Genomic DNA, 22194 nt, shown 5'->3' on the forward strand with positions numbered 1-22194 from the left:
CGCCGTCGGGGCGCAGGAGGTAAGACGGAGGGATGAGGTTCGGGATCGCCACATTCATCACCGACGAGGGCATCAGGCCCGACACGCTGGGGGGTGCGCTCGAGGACCGCGGGTTCAGCTCGCTGTTCATCGCCGAGCACTCGCACATCCCGGCCGGTCGCGAGTCCCCCTACCCCGGCGGTGGGGAGCTCCCGCGGAAGTACTACCGCACCCTGGACCCCTTCGTGGCCCTGACCGCGGCCGCCGCGGTGACCTCGCGCCTGATCCTCGGCACCGGCATCGCCCTGCTCCCCCAGCGGGACGTCATCCACACCGCCAAGCAGGTCGCCAGCCTCGATCTCGTGTCCCGGGGCCGGACGGCCTTCGGGGTGGGCGTCGGCTGGAACCGCGAGGAGATGCGCAACCACGGCACGGACCCCTCCACGCGAGGCGCGCTGATGGACGAGCAGCTCCGGGCGCTCAAGGAGATCTGGACGACCGAGCGGGCCGAGTTCCACGGCGAGCACGTCGACTTCGACCCGCTCTACTCGTGGCCGAAGCCCGTGCAGCAGCCGCACCCGCCGATCTACCTCGGCGGGGAGAGCCCGGCCGCGCTGCGCCGGCTCGCCGCCCTCGGGGACGCCTGGCTGCCCCGCTCCCACACCTCGCCCGAACGCATCGTGGAGGTGCGGGAGTGGCTGAAGGAGCAGGGCCGCCACGACGTGCCGTTCACGGTGTTCGCCGCCGGGACCAAGCCGGAGTCGCTGCGCGGGTACGCCGAGGCCGGGGTCGACGAGGTCACCCTCATGCTCGAGACCCTCCCCGAGGACGAGACCCTCCGTGTGCTGGACGACCTCGCCGCGGTGGCCGCCGCACATCACTGATCATCCGGTGCCGGCGTAGAGCGGTTCGGAGGCCTCCAGGCGAGGCACCGGGATCCCCCGCCGACGTGCGTCGGCCAGGACGTCTCGGCAGATCTCGCGCGGCTCCCGGGCGTCGGGATCGGAATGGGCCGCGAAGCTGGCGCGCGCGAGCGGGACGTGCGCGATCAGCAGGGACAGCACCCGGGCCACGAGCCGGCTGGGCGCGCGGAACGGGAGGAGGCCGGCGCGGTGTCGACGCAGGTCGACACCGCGCGCCTCGAGCAGCGGCAGGAGCTCGCGGACCGTCAGCAGCGCCTCGCGCAGGTCGGCGGAGGACCCGATCATGTTCGCCAGGGACCCCCGCCGGAGGCCCTGGGAGAGCACGCCGGCGTCCGACACGAAGTGGACCAGCAGCCACCCGCGGAGGTCGGGCTGTTCGCGGATCCCGAACCCGGCCTCGCGGAACAGGCGGCGGACCGCCTGCTCCCGTTCGGTCGGCGGCGTCCCGAAAGTGCCGAGGACGACCGACGGCAGCAGTCCGCCGTGCAGCACTCCGTCCTCCCCGAAGCCGCCGCCCGCCTGCGGGAAGCCCCACGCCAGCTGCTCGGACGGGAGGGCGCCGAGCGCCTCCGCCGGCTCCACCCAGACGTTGCCGAACACCAGCACCGTCGCGTTCCCGATCCGCGGGGCCAGGAAGGACACCGCCTCCTCGAGCCGATGGTGCGGAACGCTCAGCACGATCAGGTCGAACCCGTGGTCGGCCGACAGCTCCTCCCGGAGGCGCACCGGCCACTGCTCGACGACGCGCCGCCCCCAGGGCCGCCGTCGCGCGTCGAGCAGGTCGAGGCCCGTCGTGGCGCCGTACTCCGCCGCGCGACCGGGCCGGACGTAGAACTCGACGTCCTGCCCCGCGCGTTCCAGGGCCCAGCCGTAGAGGGTGGCGATCACGCCTCGCCCGACCATCAGAACCTTCACGCAGCACCTCGGAACCGGGCATCATCTGGAGACCATCTCCGATTCGAGAATATGGAGATGATCTCCACTTGTCAAAGGAGTCCCCTGTGGCCGCCAAACCGCTCCGCGCGGACGCCCGGCGCAACCGCGATGCCCTGGTCGCCGCCGCGCGGGAGGTCTTCGACACCGGGCGCTTCTTCGACCTGCGCTTCGACGACTTCGCCGCCCTCGCGGGGGTGGGCACCGGAACCCTGTACCGACACTTCCCCACCCGAGAGGCACTCGCCGAGGCCGTGTACCGGGAGGAGGTCGCCGCGTTGTGCGACCGCGCCCGTCGGCTCGGGGACACTCTTCCCCCCGCGGACGCGCTGGCGACCTTCCTCCGCGGGATGGTCGACTACCTGGACTCCCACCAGGGCCTCGCCCGCACGCTCGCCACCCTGATGACGAACGCCGCGGGGGCGCAGGCCGAGGGCGGCCACGCGCTGGAGCAGGCCGTGACCGATCTGGTCGCCGCCGCGGTGCGGGCCGGCGAGGTCCGCGACGACGTGGGCGCGGGAGCGATCATGATGGCGCTGCACGGCATCGGAGCCGCCCACGACCGCCCCCACTGGCGGACCGAGGCGGACGACGTCGTCACCCTGCTGCTCGCCGGGCTGCGACCCCTCGGGCACTAGGGCGTCCGCTGTTCCGAGCGGGGTCGCTCACGGCGCCGCTCACCGGGTGAGCTCGGGGAACTGGTCGTCCCGCCACTCCGTCCCGGTGGTCTCGCCCGCCACCTCGCGGGCCCGCAGCTCGACCCGGCGGATCTTGCCCGAGACCGTCTTGGGCAGGTCGAAGAACTCCAGCCTGCGCACCCGCAGGTAGGGGGCCAGGTTCTCGCGGGCGTGCCGGAGGATCTCCAACGCGGTCTCCCGGGTCGGCTCCCAGCCCGGCGCCAGCGCGACGTAGGCCTTCGGCACGGCCAGCCGCACCGGGTCCGGGGCCGGGACCACCGCGGCCTCGGTCACCGCCGGGTGCTCGATGAGCACGCTCTCCAGCTCGAACGGGGAGACCTTGTAGTCCGACGCCTTGAACACGTCGTCGGTGCGCCCGACGTAGAACAGGTACCCGTCGTCGTCCCGGGTCGCGACGTCACCGGTGTGGTAGTAGCCGCCCTCGGTCGCCTCGGCCTGCTTCTCCGGATCGCCGAGGTACCCGGTCATCAGGGAGAGCGGGGCCCGGGCGAGGTCGAGGCAGATCTCGCCCTCGACGCCGCTCGGCCGCCCGGTCACCGGGTCGACCAGCACCACCGGCACGCCCGGCAGCGGCCTGCCCATCGAGCCCGGCTTCACCACCGAGCCCGGGGTGTTCCCGACCGACGCCGTGGTCTCGGTCTGCCCGAACCCGTCGCGCAGGGTGAGCCCCCACGCCCGCCGCACCTGCGCGATCACCTCCGGGTTGAGCGGCTCGCCCGCCGCGATCACCTCGCGCAGCGCGCCCGGCCCGCCGGACAGATCGGCCTTGATCAGCATCCGCCACACGGTGGGCGGGGCGCAGAAGGTCGTGACACCGTGCTCGCGGATGCTCCGCAGCAGGGTCGCCGCGTCGAAGCGCGCGTAGTTGTGCACGAAGATCGACGCCTCGGCGATCCACGGCGCGAAGAAGCAGCTCCACGCGTGCTTGGCCCACCCCGGCGAGCTGATGTTCAGGTGCGTGTCGCCCGGCCGGATCCCCAGCCAGTACAGCGTGGACAGGTGCCCCACCGGGTAGGACTGCTGGGTGTGCTCCACCAGCTTCGGTCTGCTCGTGGTGCCGGAGGTGAAGTAGAGCAGCAGCCGGTCCTCGGCCGCCGTCCCCGGGTGCGGGAGGGGGGCGTCGGACCGGGCCGCCGCGTCGGCGTAGGGCGACCAGCCCGGCGCCTCCCCGCCGACGACGAGCCCGGTCAGGCCGTCGATCCCGGCGAACTTCGGCGCGTCCGCAGCGCCGGCGATCACGTAGCGGGCCCCGCCGCGCGTGACCCGGTCCGGCAGGTCCGCGGCCCCGAGGGCGGTCGTCGTGGGCATGATCACCGCGCCCAGCTTCATCACCGCCAGCATCGACTCCCAGAGCTCGACCTGGTTGCCGAGCATCAGCAGCACGCTGTCCCCGGTCCGCACACCCCGGTCGGCGAGCAGGCGCGCCACCTGGTTGGAGCGTCTGCGCAGCGTGTCGAAGTCGTAGGAGGCGACCGTGCCGTCCTCCTCCACGATGGTCAGGGCGGTCCGGTCGACGCCGTCGGCGACGACGTCGAACCAGTCGTGCGCCCAGTTGAACGGCGCGTCGAACGTCGGCCACGCGAACTCGGCGACGGCCTTGTCGTGGTCGTCCCGCAGGGTGAGCAGGTGGTCGCGGGCCGCCCGGTAGCGGTCGTGGCTGCTCGTCATCTCTCTCCTCAGGAACTCGGGGGGTGGATCAACTGGTGGCGGGCGCGGCGCTCTCGACGAGCGTCCCCCGCGGCGCTTCGCGGAGCGCGAGCGTGCACACGAGGGCGATCACCCCGGTCACGCTGTGCATGACGCCGATCGCGATGCTGCCGAACGACGCGGCGAGCCCGGGTGCGAGCAGCGGCGGGATCGCGCCGCCGAGCCCGACGGCGAACGTCGCGAAGGACGCGACCGTGCCCGCGGTCGCCCCCAGGGCCGGGAAGAAGACGGTGGGGAACACGAGCGCGGCCGCGGTCCCGTAGATGAAGAAGTCGTAGAACTCGATCGTCGTGCCTGCGCAGCTGGCGATCGCGACGCGCCGCAGCGACGCCTTCGGCGCGGCGGACTGGTCGTCGGTGGACATCGACGTCCTCCTGAGCTCGGGCCTGCACGGCGGCAGGGGGTCGGGGAAGAGTGGCCCGGGCAGGGCGGGCCCCACTACGCACGGACGGGGGTAGTCCCCGGTCGACTGCCCCCGAACGGGGGTGCCCCCGGGCCTCGACCAGGCCGGATGGGCAGGAGATCGTTGTCAGGACGACGTCGGGTCGGTCACCATGAAAGTCCGAGAGCGGAGTGGACGAGGAGGTCGCCGTGGTCGACGACCCGCAGACGCAGGTCATCCAACGGGTGCTCGCGCAGCGGCTGCGGCAGATGCAGCACGTCACCGGGCTCCCCGTGGTGTTCGGCGGGGCGGTGCAGCGGCGCGCCGACCGCACCGAGCTGCTCATCACGGAGCTGCGCGGCACGATGAGCGACACGCTCAGCGGCCTGCAGGTGCGCTCCGGGCGCGGTCTCGGCGGCACGGCGCTGCTGAGGGGCACGGCGTGCCGGGTCAACGACTACGCCACGACCACCGCGATCACCCACGACTTCGACCGCCACGTCGTGCACCACGAGAAGATCAAGTCGGTCGTCGCGCTGCCGATCCGCGTGCACGGGCACATCGGCGGGATCGTCTACGGGGCGGTGCGGGCGGACCGGCCGATCGGCGACGTCGCGGTGCAGCGGGCGAGCGCCTTCGCGGGCACCGTGGAGCGCGAGATCCAGTCGCTGACGGCGCGGCCGCTCCCCTCGGGCGCCGCGCGGATCGATGCCGCCGTGGACGAGCTCGCCGAGATCGCGCGCACCACCGCGGACCCCGTGGTCCGGGCCCGCCTGCGGCGGATCGCCGCCGAGCTGGCCGGGACGACGGGCGTCCCGACGGCGGACCCGGCAACGGCCGGCACCGCGGTCCACCTCGCTCCGCGGGAGATCGAGCTGCTGCGCCTCATCGCCGTCGGCAAGAGCAACCGGGAGGCCGCCGAGGCCCTGAACCTGAGCCCGGAGACCGTCAAGGCGTACCTACGCAGCGCGATGCGCAGGCTCGAGGTCGGCAACCGCACGGCCGCGGTCCACGCCGCGCGGGCGCAGGGCCTGCTCTGAGGCGACAGGGTTGACCGGCCCCGGCCTCGGGGTAGTGGTGTCCCGCCGGGTCGGTCGAGCACACAGCCGCCGGGGTCGAACAGTGGCCCCTCCGGCGCACGGGCGCCGCACGACCGGGCGCGAGTGGTCCGTCCGGCCGAGGCGACCTCGGGCGGGCGGGCCGTGCCGTGGCGTCTCCCCTGGGCCCGATCCTGCTCCGCGCGGGTCAGGGCAGCGACCGCCCGGTCTCGCGCGGGGTCGTCGCCCGCAGCCGCGCGGCGTCCTGGCCCGGGGGCATCCCGAACAGGCGCCGGTACTCCCGGCTGAACTGGGAGGGGCTGTCGTAGCCGACGAGGTGCCCGACCCCGGCGACGTCGTCCGGCCGCGCCACCAGCAGGGACCGGGCCTCCTGCAGCCGGATGCGCTTCTGGAACTGGATCGGGCTCAGCGCGGTGATCGCGCGGAAGTGTCGGTGGAAGGTCGACGGGCTCATCCCGGCCCGGGCGGCGAGGTCCTCGATCCGGACGGGCTCGGCGTAGTTCTCGCGCAGCCAGGCGATCGCGCGGCCGACGTACCAGAGGCTGCTGCGGGTCTGCCCGATCTCGCGGAGCACTCCGCCGTGCGGGCCGGTCAGCACCCGCCAGAGGATCTCCCGTTCGATCAGCGGGGCGAGCACCGGCGCGTCGGCGGGGTGGTCGAGCAGGCGCAGCATCCGCCCCACGGCGTCGAGCAGGTCGGTGTCGACGGGCCCGGTCGCGACGGCGGGGCTCGGGACGTCCCGCCGAGTCCGGGGCGGGGCGGGTGCCTCCAGCGACAGGGACGCGATCAGCGACGGGCGCAGCACGAGTGCGAGGGCCAGCGCGGGCGCCTCGGGTGTGGCGTCGAAGAAGTGGCCCGTCACGGGCAGGGTGGCGGTGACCAGCAACAGCTCGCCCGCCCGGTACTCGTGCACGCGATCGCCGAGCAGCAGGCGCTTGCCGCCCCGCGCCATGATCACCAGCAGCGGCTCGGTGAGGCTGTGCTCCGGCTCCACGCCGCCGCTCGCCCGGCCGAGCAGCAGGCCGTCGACGGCGGTCGCGACACCCGCCCCGGCATGCGCGTCGATGAGCGCGCACAATTCGGTGAGGAGCTCGGACGCCGTGTTCTGCACAGGTGCACGCAAGCACCCCGGGGCAGGCTATGACAACCCGATCCTGCGGAAGATGAGCGGATCGTGCATGAGGTGGGCGGGATCGGTCTACTCCGCGAGGGCCCGCGGAGGCTTTGCTGGACACCTCGTCCCGACGACCTGCGGAGGCCCCGTGCCACTCGACCACTACGTCACCCTCGGCCGCTCCGGGCTGCGGGTCAGCCCGTTCGCACTCGGCGCCATGACCTTCGGCGAGGATGCAGGCGGCGCGGGTTGCAGCGTCGAGGAGTCCGAGAAGATCCTCGATCTCTACGTCGCCCACGGCGGGAACGTCGTGGACACCGCGAACTTCTACACGAACGGTCACTCCGAGAAGATCCTCGGCGACTGGCTGGCCGCGGCCCCGGGGCGGCGGGACCGCGTCGTCGTCGCCTCCAAGTTCTTCGCCAACCTCTTCCCCGGCAACCCCAACGGCGGCGGTGCGGGCCGGTCCGCGATCCTCGCCCAGCTCGACGAGTCCCTACGGCGGCTGCGCACCGACCACCTCGACCTGTACTGGCTGCACAACTGGGACCGGCACACCCCGATCGAGGAGACGATGCGGACCCTCGACGACGTCGTGCGGGCCGGGAAGGTCCGCTACCTCGGCTTCTCCAACGTGCCGGCCTGGGTCACCGCCCAGGCCCAGACGCGGGCGCTGCTCGCGGGCTGGACGCCGCTGATCGCGCTGCAGGTCGAGTACTCGCTGCTCGCGCGGACCGTCGAGGGCGAGATCGCGCCGTTCGCGCGGGACCAGGGCCTGGCGCTGGTGCCGTGGAGCCCGCTGCGCAACGGCTTCCTGTCCGGCAAGTACCGCCGGGGGGCCGCGGTCGGGGACTCCGCACGCACCGCCTTCGTCGGGCAGCCGGACGAGCGGGAGTACGCGGTGATCGAGGCGGTCGCGGCCGTCGCCGAGGAGCTCGACACCACCTCCGCCGCCGTCGCCCTCGCCTGGCTGCGCACCCGGCCCGGCACCGTCGTGCCGATCCTCGGGGCCCGCCGGGTCGGGCACCTCGAGCAGAACCTCGAGGGACTCGACGTCGAGCTCACGGACGCGCAGCGCACCCGGCTCGACGACCTGTCGGCACCGACCCTGGACTACCCCGCGCCGATGCACGGGTCGATGCGGGCGATGCTGCAGTTCGCGGGCACCACGGTCGACGGCGAGGCGTCCGAGGTCTACCCACCGCTCCTGCAGAGCGACGTGCGGTACTAGCGTCCTGAGCCTTCAAGCCTCCGGCGGTGGTTGGCGACGTCGGCCGTGATCTCCTCGGCGGTCCTGGTCCAGACGCAGGGGTTGGGGTTGTCGATCCAGGCGCGGACGTCGGCGTTGAGCTCGGCCACGGAACGGTGAAGACCGCCCGGGTTGTCATGTTCGCCGATCTATGACTCTCACCCTGCTAGCCCGCTGCACAGCCTCGAAATTGCCGGGGATAGCGCGTGGGATCCCATGGGGCTTGAGGTCAGGACCCGGTCCCGCGCCGGCATCGTCAGGTTAAGAAGCTGACGTTCTGTGCGAGTGTGAGATTGCCCGAGTAGTTGATGGTGTTCGTCGCTCGGCGCATGTAGGCCTTCCAGGAGTCCGAACCGGACTCGCGACCGCCGCCGGTCGCCTTCTCTCCGCCGAACGCGCCGCCGATCTCGGCGCCCGAGGTGCCGATGTTGACGTTGGCGATGCCACAGTCCGAGCCGTCGGCGGCCAGGAACCGCTCGGCCTCCTGCTGGTCACGAGTGAAGATCGACGACGATAGCCCTTGGGGGACGTCGTTGTGCAGCGCGACCGCCTCCTCGAACGCGTCGTAAGTGAGGACGTAGAGGATCGGGGCGAAGGTCTCCTCGCGCACGACGTCGGTCTGGGCAGGCATCCGGACGATCGCAGGCTCGGCGTAGACGCCACCCCCGTACTCCCGCCGCCCCCCACCCGCGACGACCTTGCCCCCGTCGGCCTGGGCCCGCTCCAGCGCCGCAGCCATCGCTTCGCCCGCCCGCTCGTCCACGAGCGGACCGACCAGGGTGTCCTCGACGAACGGGTCGCCAATCGGCAGCCTGCCATACACGGCGACCAGGCGGTCGACGAGTTCGTCGGCCACGGTGTGGTGCACGATGAGCCGACGCAGCGAGGTGCAGCGCTGACCCGCGGTGCCGGCGGCCGCGAAGACGATCCCCTGCAGCGCCAGGTCCAGGTCGGCGGACGGCGTGACCACCGTGGCGTTGTTGCCGCCCAGCTCCAACAGCGACTTCCCGAAGCGGGCGGCGACCCGTGGTCCGACCTGCTGTCCCATGCGGGTGGACCCGGTCGCGCTCACCAGCGCTACGCGGGGGTCGTCGACTAGCCGCTCACCGCCCAACCGGTCGGCCAGGACCAGTCGGTGCACCGCAGCGGGCGCTCCGACGCGCTCGATGGCTCGATCAAGCAGGTGGGCGGCGGCGATCGAGGTCAGCGGGGTCAGCTCGCTGGGCTTCCACACCACGGTGTCGCCACAGACCAGCGCGATGGCCGTGTTCCACGACCACACTGCGGCCGGGAAGTTGAACGCCGAGATGACCCCCACCACCCCGAGCGGGTGCCAGGTTTCGGCGAGACGGTGGCCGGGCCGTTCGGACGCGATGGTGCGGCCGTGCAGCTGCCGGGACAGACCGACGGCGAACTCGCAGACGTCGATCATCTCCTGGACCTCGCCGAGGGCCTCGGAGCGGATCTTGCCGACTTCGATGGTGATCAGGTCGGCCAGGTCGGACCTGTGCTCGCGCAACAGCTCGCCGAGGACGCGGACCAGCTCGCCACGTGCGGGTGCGGGCCGCGCGCGCCACTCCGCGAAGGTGTCGGCGGCCTCGGCGACCGCGCGGCCGACGTCGCCCGGGGTGTCAGCTCGCAGACCGAACAATGACTCTCCGACGATGGGCGACCGTGCGATCAGACCGCTGCCGTCCGGCACGGTGGCGCCGACCGCGCGCAGCGCGGCGTGGGCGTGGTCGCGGAGCCCCTCGACCGTCGACGGGGTGGGGGTACTCATGCTCTCTCCATTCTTGTGGCGGCTCAACGCCCGGCCGAGACGAACGCCACGGCGACACGGTCGAGGGACCGGGCCTGCTGGGCGGCGTAGAGGCTGAACGGGTCGTGGACGGCGCGGCCGATGGCCGCCGACATCCAGGCGGCGTCGTGGTCGGCACCGCGTCGGGAGCGGTGCCGGGTGCCCTCGCCCGACAGGTTCGACTGGAAGATCCCCGCCGCGGAGCGGGGCAGGAAGTCCTCGTAGACGATCGGGGTCGCGGTGACCCAGCCGCCGTCGAGGAGGGCGACGGGCGACTCGACGGGCGGACGCCCGGGTGGGTGCCCCGCCGCGACCTCGAAGGTGAAGTACGCCAGCCCTTCGGCCAGGAGACCGCGCTCGGTGGCGGGCCAGCTCTCGCGCCACAGCTCCCGCGCCACGTCGGCACGCGCTCGGCTCGGCTCGGCCGCGAGTAGCGCGTCGATCCGGCGGAGCAGATCGTCGTAGCGGGCTCGGCCAGCCGGTGTGAGCGCGATCCCGCGGGCCTCGACCTCGCCGAACCTGACCCGCAACGCTCCCGGCACGACCGACCCGTCGGGCTCGCGCATCGCGCGGGTCTCGGCCAGCGCCCGGAACGAGGTCTGACGCAGCAGCACATCCGGCCCCTCCCAGTCCGGCGGGCCCTGGATGGCGTCGATCATCGTGACGCCGCGCGCCACCATCCGCCGGTACAGCTCGTCGATGTCGAGCACCCGCGGGGTCAGGTGGTTGATGTGGGTGCTGCTCACGCCGCCGATGTCCGCGGCCACCGAGGACACCCGCTCCAGCCGCTCGTACCAGGCGCGGTCCACCGGCGCAGCCGAGAGCTCGAACGCGCCGACCGCCAGACCCAGGAAGCGGTCGGCCACGCGGGCAGGCAGGCCGCCCTCGTGCTCGGCCCGGTCCGCGAGCTCCAGGAGGTCCTCTCCGAAGAGCACCCGGCCGGCGAGGAACGCCTCGACCTCCGCGCGGAGGTCGTCGTCGAAGAACCGCGGGTCGGCCGTGGTGAGCACGGAGGTGAAGACCCGAAAGGGGTTGCGGGCGAGCTCGTCGGCGTCGACGGGCCGAAACGCCGTCGACACGACCGGGACGGCGCTGGCAGCGGCCTCCCGCAGATCGTAGAAGCCTACCGGGTGCATGCCGAGCCCCCCGAACACCCGAGCCACCTGAGCGAGCTCCTGCGGAGTGCCGACCCGGATGGCGCCGTGCCGCTCGGCGGTGACACGCTCGATCGAGCCGAACCTCTCGGCGGCGGTGCCGTCCCGGCTGATCACATCACGGTTGACCTGAGCGGACACCTCGACGAGCGTGGTGTAAGCGGGCACCTCGCGCCCGTACATCTCCGAGAGGCTGCGGGCGAACCGGGCCCGCAGTTCCCAGGTGGGGACCGTCGTCACAGCGCGTCCACGTCCTTCGACCGGCGGCGGACCCTACCCGCCGCCACCACGACGCCACCGGCCGCGATGACCAGCATGACCGCCAGCACGAACAGCAGGGCGATCGCGTTCGTAGCGGGCGACACGCTGAACTTCACCTGGCTCATGATGTAGACGGGCAGCGTGACCACGTTCCCCGCGCCCATGAACAGCGAGGTCAGCACGTTGTCCGCCGAGACGAAGAAGGTGAGCACCCCCGCGCCGACGACCGCGGGCGTGATCAGCGGGAGGGTCACGCGGCGGAAGACCCGGGCAGGCGTGGCGCCCAGGTCGCTCCCCGCCTGCTCCAGGGTGGTGTCCATCGTCGCGAGCCGGGTCTGGACGATCACGAAGGCGAAGGCCGAGGCCAGCACCACGTGCCCGAGGACGATCCCCATCAGCCCCAGGGGCAGGTCGAGTCGGCGGAAGAGGATGAACAGGCCCACCGCGAAGACGACCTCGGGGAGCGCGATGCGCATGTACGTCGAGACGTCGAGCAGAGCCTGACCCCGACGCGAGGCGCTCCGCGCCCACAGCGCGGCGGGCACCGTGATCGCCAGCGTGATGACGACGCAGAGGAGCGCGACCTGCAGCGACGTCACGGCCGCCCCGACCGCCGCCTGGTCGGTCAGGGCGCTGCCGAACCACTGGAAGGTGAAGCCGCCCCAGCCCGCCAGCGTGTCGTCGCGGTTGAACGCGTTGGCGAACACGGTCAGGATCGGCAGGAACAGGAACGCGATGACCAGTGCGGTCCACGCGGCCAGGAACGGTGAGCGGCGCACGGCCCCGCCGCGGCCACCCCTGACGAGCCCGCCCTGGAACGTCACGTTCTGGGTGCGCCCGCGGAGCAGGACCACGCACAACAGCACGATCGCGGTCAGCGACGTGGACAACGCCGCGCCCAGCGAGTAATCCCCTGTGCCCTGGAACTGGTCCGCGATGATGTTGCCGAACATCAGCGTCCGCCCGCCGCCCACGATGGCGGGCACGGTGTACTCGCCCAGCGCCGGGATGAACACGAGCAGGCAGCCCGCGTAGATGCCGGGCTTGGCGAGCGGGATCGTCACCCGCCGCAGTGTCCGTCTGCCGTTCGCCCCCAGGTCCGACGCCGCCGTGTGCAGCGAGAGGTCGAGCCGGTCGAGGGCGACGAACATCGGCAGCACCATCAGCGGCAGGTACGCGTACACCAGCACGATGGCGATCGCGGTGGGCGAGTACGCGATGGTCAGGCCGTTGCGGGTGATGCCGAGGGAGTTCAGCACGTCACTGATCGGGCCGGCCGAGCTGAGCAGGTCGAGCCACGCGTAGGCACGCACGACGAAGCTGGTCAGGTAGGGGATGACGACGCAGGCGAGTAGGACCACGCGCAACCGGCCGCGCGTGCGGCTGACGAAGTACGCGACGGGGAAGGCGACCAGGGCGCAGAGCACCGTCGTCCCGGCCGCGAGCCCCACCGACCGCAGGATCGGCGCCAGGTAGAAGGACTCCGCGAGGGACTGGTAGTTGGCGAGGGTCCAGCCGAGGACGAGCCGGTAGGTGACGAGGTCCGTCTGGCCGAACGAGTAGGCGACCAGCACGGCCACGGGGGCGAGGGAGCATAGCGCCCAGAGCAGCAGCGTCGGCATCGCGGGCAACCAGCCGACGAGCCGGGCCCGGGTGGGCCGCGGCGGGACCTCCGGGGGCCGTTCCTCGGTGAGGACGCTGGTGCTGCTCATCGCAGGCTCGGTGTGTCGAGGCTCAGCTCGGCAGCGAGCGCCGCGGCCTCGCCGTCGGCGGCCGCCTCGCCGCCCCCGGGCGTCACGGCACCCACCAGCCAGGGGCCACGGCGGGGAAGGCGGACGCCGACCGCCGCGCCCGGGGCGATGTCGAGCTCGACGTCGTTGTGCAGAAGGACGCTGAGCCTGCCGAGCTCGGCGGTGTCGACGACGACGGCGCTGTCGGGGCCGCGGTACGCGGCGTCGACCACCTTTGCGGCCACCGCACCGTCTGCGTCGGCATCGACGAGTCGCAGGGACTCGGGCCGCAGCACCATGTGCGCGGCCGATCCCGCGAGCCCAGCGGGCCCGCACGCCTCGAGTTCGAGGCCGCTCTCCTCGACCCGGGCGCGGTAGGCGCCCGGGCCGAGGGATTGCACGACGACCGGGACCATGTTCGACGCGCCTGCGAAGTCCGCGACGAACTGCGACGCGGGCTGCTGGTAGACCGCCTGCGGCGTCCCGACCTGCTCGAGCTCGCCGCCGTTCATCACGCCGACCCGCGTCGACATGGAGAAGGCCTCCTCCTGGTCGTGCGTCACGTACACAAAGGTGATCCCCACCTCCCGCTGGACGGTGCGCAGGAGCGTCTGCATCTGCCTGCGGAGCTTGAGATCGAGCGCTCCCAGCGGCTCGTCGAGCACCAGGACCTCGGGCCGCAGCACCAGGGCCCGGGCGAGGGCGACCCGCTGCTGCTGGCCGCCAGAGAGCTCGCCCGGCATCGCGCTGCCACGGCCGCCGAGATGCACGATGTCGAGCATGTCGGACACTGCGGCCCGGACCTCGCGCTTCGGGATCCGGGCCTCCTCCAGGCCGAATGCGACGTTGCGGTAGACGTCGAGGTGCGGGAACAGGGCGTAGTTCTGGAAGACCGTCTGCACGGGCCTGCGGTGCGCGGGCACGCGGGTGACATCCCGGCCGTGCACGCGGATCGTGCCGGAGGTGGGCTGCTCGTGGCCGGCGATCATCCGCAGCGTCGTCGTCTTGCCACACCCGCTCGGCCCGATCAGGGAGAAGAACTCGCCGTCGTCGATGACGAGGTCCAGCTCCTTCACAGCCGTCGCCTCGCCATAGCGGCGATGCAGCCTGCTGAGCTCGATGGCCGTCATCCCGAGATCACCTCCTGCCACATCCGGTTCATGAGCGCCGTCGTCTGGGGCGAGACCGGGGCGAGGGTCACGGGCTTCGCGGCGGGCTCGTACTGGGGTGCGGTGGCGATGGAGGCGAGGTCGCCGCTCAGCAGTGGGTACACGGCGTCCGCCTCGGGGCTGGCGAGCCCGGTCTTCTCGGTGTGCTTCACGGCGACCGACGGGGTCAACACGTGGTTGAACCACTTCTCGATGCCGTTGGCCATGCCCTGTCCGCCCTTGAGCAGGCAGTACATCTGGACGAACGTCGCGGAGCCGTCCGACGGGGTGACCCACTTGAGGTTCGGGTCGGACTTGAGGAGCGACCCGGCCACGCCGTCGTAGTTGAAGCCCATCACGACGGAACCGTTGAGGAAGGCGTTTGTCACGTTGACGTTGTCGAACGAGAGCACGGTGGGCTTGAACTGCTTGAGCAGGTCCTGGGCCTTGGTCAGGAGGTCGGGGTCCTCGGTGTTGGGGTCGATGCCGAGCGCGATCTGCGCTGCCGAGAACGCGTCGCGGGGCGAGTTGGTGTACAACACCTTGCCCGGGTGCTCCTGGGCCACCCGGAAGAAGTCCGACCAGCTCGTCATCGGCTCCGCGATGACGCTCGAGTCGTAGACGAAGCCCTCCTTGAGCACGTCCGTCGGGACGCAGGAGTCCTTCGGGAAGCCCGCCAGCGCCTCGGGGGAGACCCACTTCGCGAGGTCCACGTACTGGAGGTTCGGGACGTTCGCCGGGTTGAAGGTCGCCAGGCCACCCTGTTGGGCCATCTGCGGGCCCGACGCCGTGTCGAGCCACGCGACGTCGTAGTTGTCCGGGTTCTGGTTGATGACCTGCGGAGCGCTCGACGTCGAGGTCATCGGGAGGACCTTGATCGAGTAGCTCGGGAACTGGGCGGCGAAGCCGTCGGTCTCCTCCGGCGCCATGTACGAGGGAGGGGCGAAGACGCTGATCTGGCCGCCGCTGTCCGTCGCCGGGGAGGACGAGCCGGACGACGCCGTGTTCGACGTGGCCCCGCAGCCCGCCACCAGAGTGGCCGCGGCCACGAGTCCGACGAGGCTCAGTACTGGTCGCATGTGACCACCTCACGTGTTCGGGAAGGCTCATCACCGGCCGTGGGCACGGTCGAATGAGGGGATTCTGGTGTGCCTGATGCCAAGATCGGGCTTGACTTCAGAAAATCTAATACCTGTAATCGGCCCGGTGCCGCCCACGCTGCCCGACGCCCGCAAGCTCGCCACGTTCGTGGAGGTGGCCCGCCGCGGCAGCATCTCCGCGGCCGCCCGAGCCATGCTTCTCACCCCATCGGCGGTGTCTCAGCAGGTGTCCGCCCTGGAGGACGAGTGCGGCGTCCCCCTCGTGGAACGGCAGCACCGCGGGGTGGCGCTGACCGGGGCCGGCCTGGAGCTGCTCAAGCGCGCCGAGGAGGTCGTGCGCCTGCTGGAGCAGACCGCGACGGCGATGTCGCAGCTCAACGGGGAGACCGCGGGCCGGGTCCAGGTCGGATCGATCGCCTCGGGTGCGGCCGCACTGCTGCTTCCCGCGATCACGGTCCTCGCCCGCAGCGCGCCGCGGGTCACCATGGGCGTGTCCACGCTGGAGCCGTCGGAGAGCCTGGAGGCGCTCGTCGCCGGCAGCCTCGACCTCGCGGTCATCGACGTCTACGACCACGTTCCGGTGCCGATGCCCACCCACCTCGTGGCGCAGGAGGTGCTTACCGAGTCGCTCGTGCTCGTCAGCAGCGCGGAGGACGACCTGCCCGAACGACCGTCGCTCGCCGCGATGCACGACCGGGAGTGGGTGCTGCCGCCCGCGAACGCCGCCTGCGGCCTGGCCACCCGCTACGCCTGCCGGTCCGTCGGCTTCGAGCCGATGGTGCGCTGGGAGACCGACGACCTGCTCCTGCTGGCCGCCGTCGTCGCGCGAGGGGAGGGTGTCGCCCTGCTTCCCCGCCGGGCCGCGATCGACACCGTCGCCGCCGTGAAGCTGCGCAGGCTCAGCGACCCCGACCTGCGCAGGCGGATCCTCACCGTGGTCCGGGCGGACACCGCCCAGCGGCCCATCCTGCGGGCCTGCCTCGCCGCGATCCACCATGTCGGACGGATCGTCGGCGACGGCGACCCGCCGCTGGACGGCCTGGCCGGGCGACACGCCGCGCCGGGGCGGCGGACGAGCGGGAGCTGATCGCGGGCGCCGCTCAGGTGCCCCGGCCGTGTGCCATGTGTTCGACCATGACCCGCTCGGCGTCCTCGGGCGAGCGGGCCATGATCGCGTCCAGCAGGTCGCCGTGCTCGGCGGCGGAGCGGACCAGCGCCGCCTGCTCGCGCAGGATTCGCATCCCGGCGATCCGGGTCTGGTCGCGCAGCCGGTCCACGGTCGTCACCAGGCGCCCGTTGCCCAGCAGCCCGAGCAGGGCCAGGTGGAAGGCGCGGTCGTGCACGAGGAACTCGCTGCTGTCGCCCGCGCGCGCCGCCTGCGCGCACAACTCGACGCTCTCGCGCAGCGCGGACTCGCTCCCGCCCACGCCCGTCCGCGCCAGCATGCCCATCGCGGGCACCTCCAGCATCCGGCGCAGCTGGTAGACCTCGGCCAGGTCGTGCTCGTCGAACACGACCATGCGGAACCCCCGGTTCGGGACCACCTCCATGATGCCGCCGTGCACGAGTTCCATCATCGCATCGCGCACTGGGCTGTTGGAGACACCGAGCCGCTGCGCCAGGGCCGACGCCGAGAAGATCTGGCCGGGCTGAACCTCGCCCGCCACCATGGCCCGCCGAACGACAGCCATCGCCTGATCCTTGAGGGTGGCGCGGACGAGTGGGCGTTCGCCAGCAAAGCCGTCCACCAGCACACCGTCCTCGCCTACGCGGCGCTCCGCGCGTTGACAACCCGACCGCGTCCGAGTCTACTCTCACCGTCGGTAATCGATTACTGCTTACTGCGAGGCGAGGTACGTGGACACATCCCTCACCACGAGCGTCCCGGACGCGGCCGAGATGGGACCGCCCGGCTGGAGGTCCATGGTCGATGCCCTGGAGCAGGCATTGCGCGCTGGATTGGACCCAGAGGCGGACCCACCGCGGTCCCGGGTCACCGCCGAGGGGTGCGAGCTACTGCTCATGCCGTCGCGGATGCCCGGCTGGACCGGTGCCAAGCTGATCACCCTCGCCGAGGACAACCCAGGCCGGGGGCTACCCCTGGTGCAAGGCATCTACGTGCTGTTCGAGGCGGACGGCGGCACTCCCACGGCGATCCTCGACGGCGCGGCGCTCACCGCCGTGCGTACCCCCGCGGTCTCGGCGCTGGCCGTGCGCCACCTCGCGACGAAGCCGGTCGAGCGGGTCGCCCTGCTCGGCACCGGGGTCCAGGGTGCCGCGCACTCCTACGCATTGCTGGCCACGACAGGCGCCGCCCGGCTGGACGTGATCGGCCGGACCCCCGAACGGGTCGCCGCGCTCGCCAGGTCCCTCGGCGGGCCCGACGCCGGCGTCCGACCGGCCGGGATCGAGGCGGTCGCGAAGGCGGACCTGGTCATCTGTACCACTGGTTCGGCCACCCCCCTGTTCGCGGGCGACGCGGTGCGACCGGACGCCGTCGTGGTCGCCATCGGCAGCCACACTCCCGACACCCGGGAGGTCGACACCGCGCTCGCCGCCCGGAGCTCCGTGGTCGTCGAGTCACGGCAGAGCGCGCTGCGGGAGAACGGTGACGTCGTCCTCCCGCTGGCCGAGGGGGCGATCGCCGAGTCCGACCTGCTGACGCTGGCCGACGTCGTCACGGGTCGAGTGGTCCTCCCGACCGATCGGCCCCGGCTGTTCACCGGCACCGGGATGCCGTGGCAGGACCTCGTCGCCGCCGCCGCACTCGCCCGACCCACCACGATCATGAGGACGGACCACCGATGACGAACGCGCTGGACCTGGTCGACGACTGGGGCCCGGAGAAGGTCGTGGTGGTGGCGCACCGGCGCACCGGCATGAAGGGTGTGCTGGTCATCGACAACACCGCCCGCGGGATGGGCAAGGGCGGCACCCGGATGGCGCCGACCGTGACCGTCCCGGAGGTCGCGCGGCTGGCGCGCAACATGACCTGGAAGTGGGCGGGCGTCGATCTGTTCTTCGGCGGCGCCAAGGCCGGGATCGTCGGCGACCCGACCGCCCCGGACAAGGAGGCGGTGCTGCGCGCGTTCGCCAGGGCACTGTCCAACGAGGTCCCGGCCGAGTACGTGTTCGGTCTCGACATGGGCCTCACCGAGGACGACGCGGCAATCATCCAGGACGAGCTCGGCGACCGGGGAGCCGCCGTCGGCACCCCGACCCACCTCGGTGGGGTGGCCTACGACGAGATCGGGGTGACCGGGTTCGGGGTGGCGGAGGCGGCCGCCGCGGCGGCCTCGGTGGCCGGCCGACCGCTCGCTGGGGCGCGGGTCGCCCTCCAGGGCTACGGCGCGGTCGGATCGGCCGCCGCCCGCCGCTTCGCCGAGCTGGGCGCGACCGTCGTCGCCGTGTCCACCGCGTACGGTGCGCTGCACCATCCCGACGGGCTCGACGTCGGGACGCTGGATGCCGAGCGGGCCGAGCATGGTGACGCGTTCGTCACCCGGTCCAGCGCCGGTACGCGGCTCGTGGGCGGGGCGGAGCTGGTCGTCGACTGTGACGTCCTGGTGCCGGCCGCACTGCAGGACGTGATCGACGTCGACACCGCCGGGGCGCTCAAGGCGCCGCTCGTCGTCGAGGGCGCGAACCTCCCGACCAGCCCGGCGGCTCAGAAGGTCCTCGCGGATCGCGGGATCACGGTGGTGCCGGACTTCATCGCCAACGCCGGTGGCGTGATCGCCGCAGCGTTCGCGATGGACGCCCGCTACTCGGGCTTCCGGACCACCACCGACGAGGTGTTCGACTCGATCTCGGACAAGCTGCGGTCCAACACCGTGCTGGTCCTGGCGGAGTCGGCCCGACGCAACAGCACGCCGCACGAGGCCGGACGGGCGATCGCGCAGGACCGCGTGCGCGCGGCGATGGAGAGCATGGGACGGCTGCCCCGTCCCTGACCGCAGTCCGGGCCGGGAACCTCGCGCGGGTTCCCGGCCTCGTGGCCTACTCCGCGAGCCCGGACGCCAGGAGCTGCGCGAGGTGGATCGCGCGCCGGTCACCGGCCTGCGCGATCTGGGTCCGACAGCTGAAGCCGTCGGCCAGCACGGCCGTGTCCGGGGCCGCGGCGCGCACCTCCGGCAACAACCCCTGCTCGGCGATCGTCCGTGACACCTCGTAGTGCCCGCGCTCGAATCCGAAGTTGCCCGCGAGGCCGCAGCACCCCGTGTCGAGCACCCGGTTGTCGACACCTGCGGCGGCGAGGAGACCCGCGTCCGCGCCGAATCCCACGGTCGCGTGCTGGTGGCAGTGCGTCTGTGAGACGGCGGACCCGGCGACCCGTGGCGGTGTCCAGCCGGGGGTGTGCTCCTGGAGCTGCTCGGCGAAGGTCCGGACCGCGCCTGCGAGGCGACGCGCGGCCGGGTCGCCGTCGAGCAGCTCCGGCAGGTCGGTGCGCAGCGCGGCGGTGCAGCTGGGCTCCAGTCCGACGATCGGGGCGCCCTGCGCGAGCGCACCGGCCAACGACCGCAGCGTGCGCGCCATCACCCGCCGGGCGACGCCGAGCTGGCCGGTCGTCATCCAGGTCAGTCCGCAGCACTGCACCCCCGGGGGTACCTCGACCCGGTAGCCCGCGTCCTCCAGCACCGCGACGCCGGCATGGAGCACCTCGGGGCTGAAGTGGTTGTCGAAGGAGTCCACCCACAGCAGCACCGGGCCCCGTTCCCCGGCTCCTCGGGGAGTGCGTTCGGCGAACTCCGCCAGGAAGGTCCGCGCGGCGAACCGCGGGAGCTGCCGTTCGGGAGCGATCCCACCTGCCCGCTTCAGCACTGGTGCGAGCCGGGAGCCGAGCACACGGTTGGCCAGCCGGGGGGCCAGCGCGGCGACCCGGGACAATGCGGGCAGCCAGCCCATCGAGTAGTGCGAGGCCGGTCGGACCCGGCCGCGGTAGTGGTGGTGCAGGAACTCGGACTTGTAGGAGGCGATGTCGACCCCGACGGGACAGTCCGAGCTGCAGCCCTTGCAGGACAGGCACAGGTCGAGGGCGTCGCGGACCTCAGTCGACCGCCAGCCGGCGGTGATCACCTCGCCCTGGGTCATCTCGTACAGCACCCGAGCCCGGCCCCGGGTGGAGTCGCGCTCGTCGCCGGTTGCGCGGTAGCTGGGGCACATCACCCCGCCCCGTGGTTCCGCCGACCGGCACTTCCCGACCCCGACGCACCGGCGGGTCGCACGGTCGAGGTCGCCGCCGTCGGCGTGGAAGGGCAGCACGGTGGCCAATGGCAGCGACCGCCGGGCCGGGTCAACCCGAAGGTCGCTGTCGAGTGGACGCGGGTCGGTGATCACACCGGGGTTGAGCCCGCCGTCGGGGTCCCAGGCCACCTTGAACGCCGCGAACAGGTCCAGCACCTCGCGCGGGTACATCAGCGCCAACAGCTCGGAGCGGGAGCGCCCGTCACCGTGCTCACCGGACAGCGATCCGCCGTGGCGGGTGACCAACCGGGCGGCCTCGGTGACGAACTCGCGGAACCGGGCCACGCCCTCGTGAGTGGCGAAGTCGAAGTCGATTCGGACGTGCAGGCAGCCCTCACCGAAATGGCCGTACACCGGGCCCGAGTAGCCGAAGCGGTCGCGCAGTGCGGTGAAGTCACGCAGGTAGTCCGCGAGCGCGGCAGGAGGGACCGCGGCGTCCTCCCAGCCCGGCCACGCCTCACTGCCGTCGGGCAGGCGGGTGGCGAGCCCGGCCCCGTCCTCGCGAATCCGCCAGAGCCCGGCCGCCCGGACGGGATCGGCGACGATCTCGTGACCTCGGTGGCCGTCGTGTCGAGCGGCGTCCGCGACGAGCTCGCGGGACCGCTCGGCCACCTCGTCGGGCGCGCCACCGAGCTCGGCGAACAGCCACGCGTCGCCCGCGGGAAGGGTCGCGATCGTCCTGCGCGTCTCCGCGCGGACGACGATGTCGGTCAACGCGCGGTCCAGGCCCTCCAGAGCCTGCAGACCAGGCCGGCCGATGAGCGCGGGGACGGCCGCCGCGGCGGCTATCGCGTCGGCGAACCCGAGCACGACGAGGCCGCGGTGCGCCGGGACCGGGACCAGCCGCACCGTCGCCGAGAGCACGACCGCGCAGGTCCCTTCGCTCCCGACGAGCGCGCGAGCCAGGTCGAAGCGACGTTCGGGCAAGAGCTCGGCCAATCCGTAGCCGGACACCTGCCGTGGGAACCGGTCGAAGCGGGTCCGCAGCGTCGCGAGGTTGGCTCGCGCCAACGCCGCGAGCCTGGCGACAAGCTCGCCCCCTTCGCCCCCCGCGGTGACGGCGGCGTCGATCTCGGCCTGGTCCATCGGCCCGACGGTGAGGACCGCGCCGCGGTAGGTCAGAACCTCGAGCTCGAGGACGTTGTCCGAGGTCCGACCCCACACCACGGAATGCGATCCGCACGCGTTGTTGCCGATCATCCCGCCGATGGTGGCGCGGCTGTGGGTGGAGGGATCAGGCCCGAAGCGGAGCCCGTACGGGGCCGCCGCGGACTGCAGTGCGTCGAGCACGAGACCCGGCTCGACCCGCGCGACCCGCCGCTCGGGGTCGAGCTCGAGGAGGCGGTGGCAGTGCCGGGACAGGTCGAGCACCGCGCCCGAGCCGACGGCCTGGCCGGATGTGCTGGTCCCGGCCCCACGGCAGGTGACCGTGATCTCGAGTTCACGGCACACCGCCACCGTGGTGACGATCTCGGTGCGGTTCCGAGGGAACACCACGGCCAGCGGGGGACGGCGGTAGATGGAGGCGTCGGAGGCGTACTGGGCGCGGCGGGACGGGTCGGCGTAGGCCTCCGGTACCCCGCGCCTGCGAAGTTCGGTGACCAGCTCCTGCCCGCGGTCGGGCTCGGTGGGCGGCATCCCGACACGATCGCCGAGCCCGCCGACGGTCCGCCAGCCCCAGCAGTCCGATTGTTTCTCATCCTGAGCACCAGCAAT

At 72.4% G+C, this 22194-nt stretch carries 18 protein-coding genes; 7 read left to right on the forward strand and 11 right to left on the reverse strand.

Translation table 11 applies throughout. The features are described 5' to 3' along the window. Positions 1-32: 32 nt before the first annotated feature. The gene (locus BLS43_RS16285; protein ID WP_093085260.1) at positions 33-863 is read left to right on the forward strand and encodes an LLM class F420-dependent oxidoreductase; all 831 of its coding nucleotides are present in this window, start codon (positions 33-35) and stop codon (positions 861-863) included. Here BLS43_RS16285 and BLS43_RS16290 read toward each other — a convergent pair whose 3' ends face one another. Next, positions 864-1817 (reverse strand): ketopantoate reductase family protein, encoded by a 954-nt coding sequence (locus tag BLS43_RS16290; RefSeq protein WP_093085263.1) that lies wholly within the window; start codon positions 1815-1817, stop codon positions 864-866. Between the two features lie 86 nt (positions 1818-1903). Between BLS43_RS16290 and BLS43_RS16295 the strand changes: the two genes are divergently transcribed. Continuing rightward, entirely contained in the window at positions 1904-2473 is a 570-nt protein-coding gene (locus BLS43_RS16295) for a TetR/AcrR family transcriptional regulator (RefSeq protein ID WP_093085267.1), read from the forward strand. A 39-nt stretch (positions 2474-2512) separates the two neighbouring features. Here BLS43_RS16295 and BLS43_RS16300 read toward each other — a convergent pair whose 3' ends face one another. Next, positions 2513-4201, reverse strand: a complete 1689-nt coding sequence (locus tag BLS43_RS16300; RefSeq protein ID WP_093085270.1) for an AMP-binding protein — start codon at positions 4199-4201, stop codon at positions 2513-2515. Positions 4202-4229: 28 nt separating this feature from the next. Beyond that, positions 4230-4604 (reverse strand): hypothetical protein, encoded by a 375-nt coding sequence (locus BLS43_RS32040; protein ID WP_218129858.1) that lies wholly within the window; start codon positions 4602-4604, stop codon positions 4230-4232. A 209-nt stretch (positions 4605-4813) separates the two neighbouring features. On the opposite strand from BLS43_RS32040, the gene BLS43_RS16310 reads away from it, so the two are divergent. Next, entirely contained in the window at positions 4814-5662 is an 849-nt protein-coding gene (locus BLS43_RS16310) for a helix-turn-helix transcriptional regulator (RefSeq protein WP_093085273.1), read from the forward strand. A gap of 205 nt (positions 5663-5867) precedes the next feature. Here the strand turns inward: BLS43_RS16310 and BLS43_RS16315 are convergent, their stop codons facing one another. Beyond that, the gene (locus BLS43_RS16315) at positions 5868-6791 is read right to left on the reverse strand and encodes an AraC family transcriptional regulator (RefSeq protein ID WP_093085277.1); all 924 of its coding nucleotides are present in this window, start codon (positions 6789-6791) and stop codon (positions 5868-5870) included. 151 nt (positions 6792-6942) lie between these two features. Between BLS43_RS16315 and BLS43_RS16320 the strand changes: the two genes are divergently transcribed. After that, entirely contained in the window at positions 6943-8025 is a 1083-nt protein-coding gene (locus BLS43_RS16320) for an aldo/keto reductase (RefSeq protein ID WP_093085280.1), read from the forward strand. 274 nt (positions 8026-8299) lie between these two features. Here the strand turns inward: BLS43_RS16320 and amaB are convergent, their stop codons facing one another. Genes amaB through BLS43_RS16345 form a run of 5 tightly spaced genes read right to left on the reverse strand, consistent with a single transcriptional unit; the run spans position 8300 to position 15213 of the window. Next, positions 8300-9823, reverse strand: coding sequence for an L-piperidine-6-carboxylate dehydrogenase (amaB, locus tag BLS43_RS16325; protein WP_093085283.1), 1524 nt, complete (start codon positions 9821-9823; stop codon positions 8300-8302). A 23-nt stretch (positions 9824-9846) separates the two neighbouring features. Then, positions 9847-11235 carry a 2-oxoadipate dioxygenase/decarboxylase gene (hglS, locus tag BLS43_RS16330; protein ID WP_093085286.1) on the reverse strand — a complete coding sequence of 463 codons (1389 nt, stop codon included), beginning with the start codon at positions 11233-11235 and terminating at the stop codon, positions 9847-9849. After that, complete coding sequence (locus BLS43_RS16335) at positions 11232-12968, reverse strand: ABC transporter permease subunit (protein WP_093085288.1); 1737 nt, start codon at positions 12966-12968, stop codon at positions 11232-11234. The genes hglS and BLS43_RS16335 overlap by 4 nt, the downstream gene beginning before the upstream one ends. After that, positions 12965-14116 carry an ABC transporter ATP-binding protein gene (locus BLS43_RS16340; protein ID WP_093085290.1) on the reverse strand — a complete coding sequence of 384 codons (1152 nt, stop codon included), beginning with the start codon at positions 14114-14116 and terminating at the stop codon, positions 12965-12967. The genes BLS43_RS16335 and BLS43_RS16340 overlap by 4 nt, the downstream gene beginning before the upstream one ends. Beyond that, complete coding sequence (locus tag BLS43_RS16345) at positions 14113-15213, reverse strand: ABC transporter substrate-binding protein (RefSeq protein WP_093085293.1); 1101 nt, start codon at positions 15211-15213, stop codon at positions 14113-14115. Before BLS43_RS16345 ends, BLS43_RS16340 begins: the two co-directional genes overlap by 4 nt. A 127-nt stretch (positions 15214-15340) precedes the next feature. On the opposite strand from BLS43_RS16345, the gene BLS43_RS16350 reads away from it, so the two are divergent. Next, a complete protein-coding gene (locus tag BLS43_RS16350) occupies positions 15341-16321 on the forward strand; it encodes a LysR family transcriptional regulator (protein ID WP_176921359.1) in 981 nt (326 codons plus the stop codon). A 13-nt stretch (positions 16322-16334) separates the two neighbouring features. Here BLS43_RS16350 and BLS43_RS16355 read toward each other — a convergent pair whose 3' ends face one another. Then, positions 16335-16925, reverse strand: a complete 591-nt coding sequence (locus tag BLS43_RS16355; protein WP_093085299.1) for a GntR family transcriptional regulator — start codon at positions 16923-16925, stop codon at positions 16335-16337. A gap of 166 nt (positions 16926-17091) precedes the next feature. Here BLS43_RS16355 and BLS43_RS16360 point away from each other — a divergent pair, with 166 nt between their 5' ends. Both BLS43_RS16360 and BLS43_RS16365 read left to right on the forward strand, forming a co-directional pair. Further along, entirely contained in the window at positions 17092-18042 is a 951-nt protein-coding gene (locus BLS43_RS16360) for an ornithine cyclodeaminase family protein (protein WP_218129859.1), read from the forward strand. Next, entirely contained in the window at positions 18039-19187 is a 1149-nt protein-coding gene (locus BLS43_RS16365) for a Glu/Leu/Phe/Val family dehydrogenase (RefSeq protein WP_093085302.1), read from the forward strand. Before BLS43_RS16360 ends, BLS43_RS16365 begins: the two co-directional genes overlap by 4 nt. Positions 19188-19233: 46 nt before the next feature. Here BLS43_RS16365 and BLS43_RS16370 read toward each other — a convergent pair whose 3' ends face one another. Then, positions 19234-22116 carry an FAD-binding and (Fe-S)-binding domain-containing protein gene (locus BLS43_RS16370; protein WP_093085305.1) on the reverse strand — a complete coding sequence of 961 codons (2883 nt, stop codon included), beginning with the start codon at positions 22114-22116 and terminating at the stop codon, positions 19234-19236. Between the last annotated feature and the right edge of the window lie 78 nt (positions 22117-22194).

Origin of the sequence: Pseudonocardia oroxyli (assembly GCF_900102195.1) — a bacterium.
Classification (GTDB): domain Bacteria; phylum Actinomycetota; class Actinomycetes; order Mycobacteriales; family Pseudonocardiaceae; genus Pseudonocardia; species Pseudonocardia oroxyli.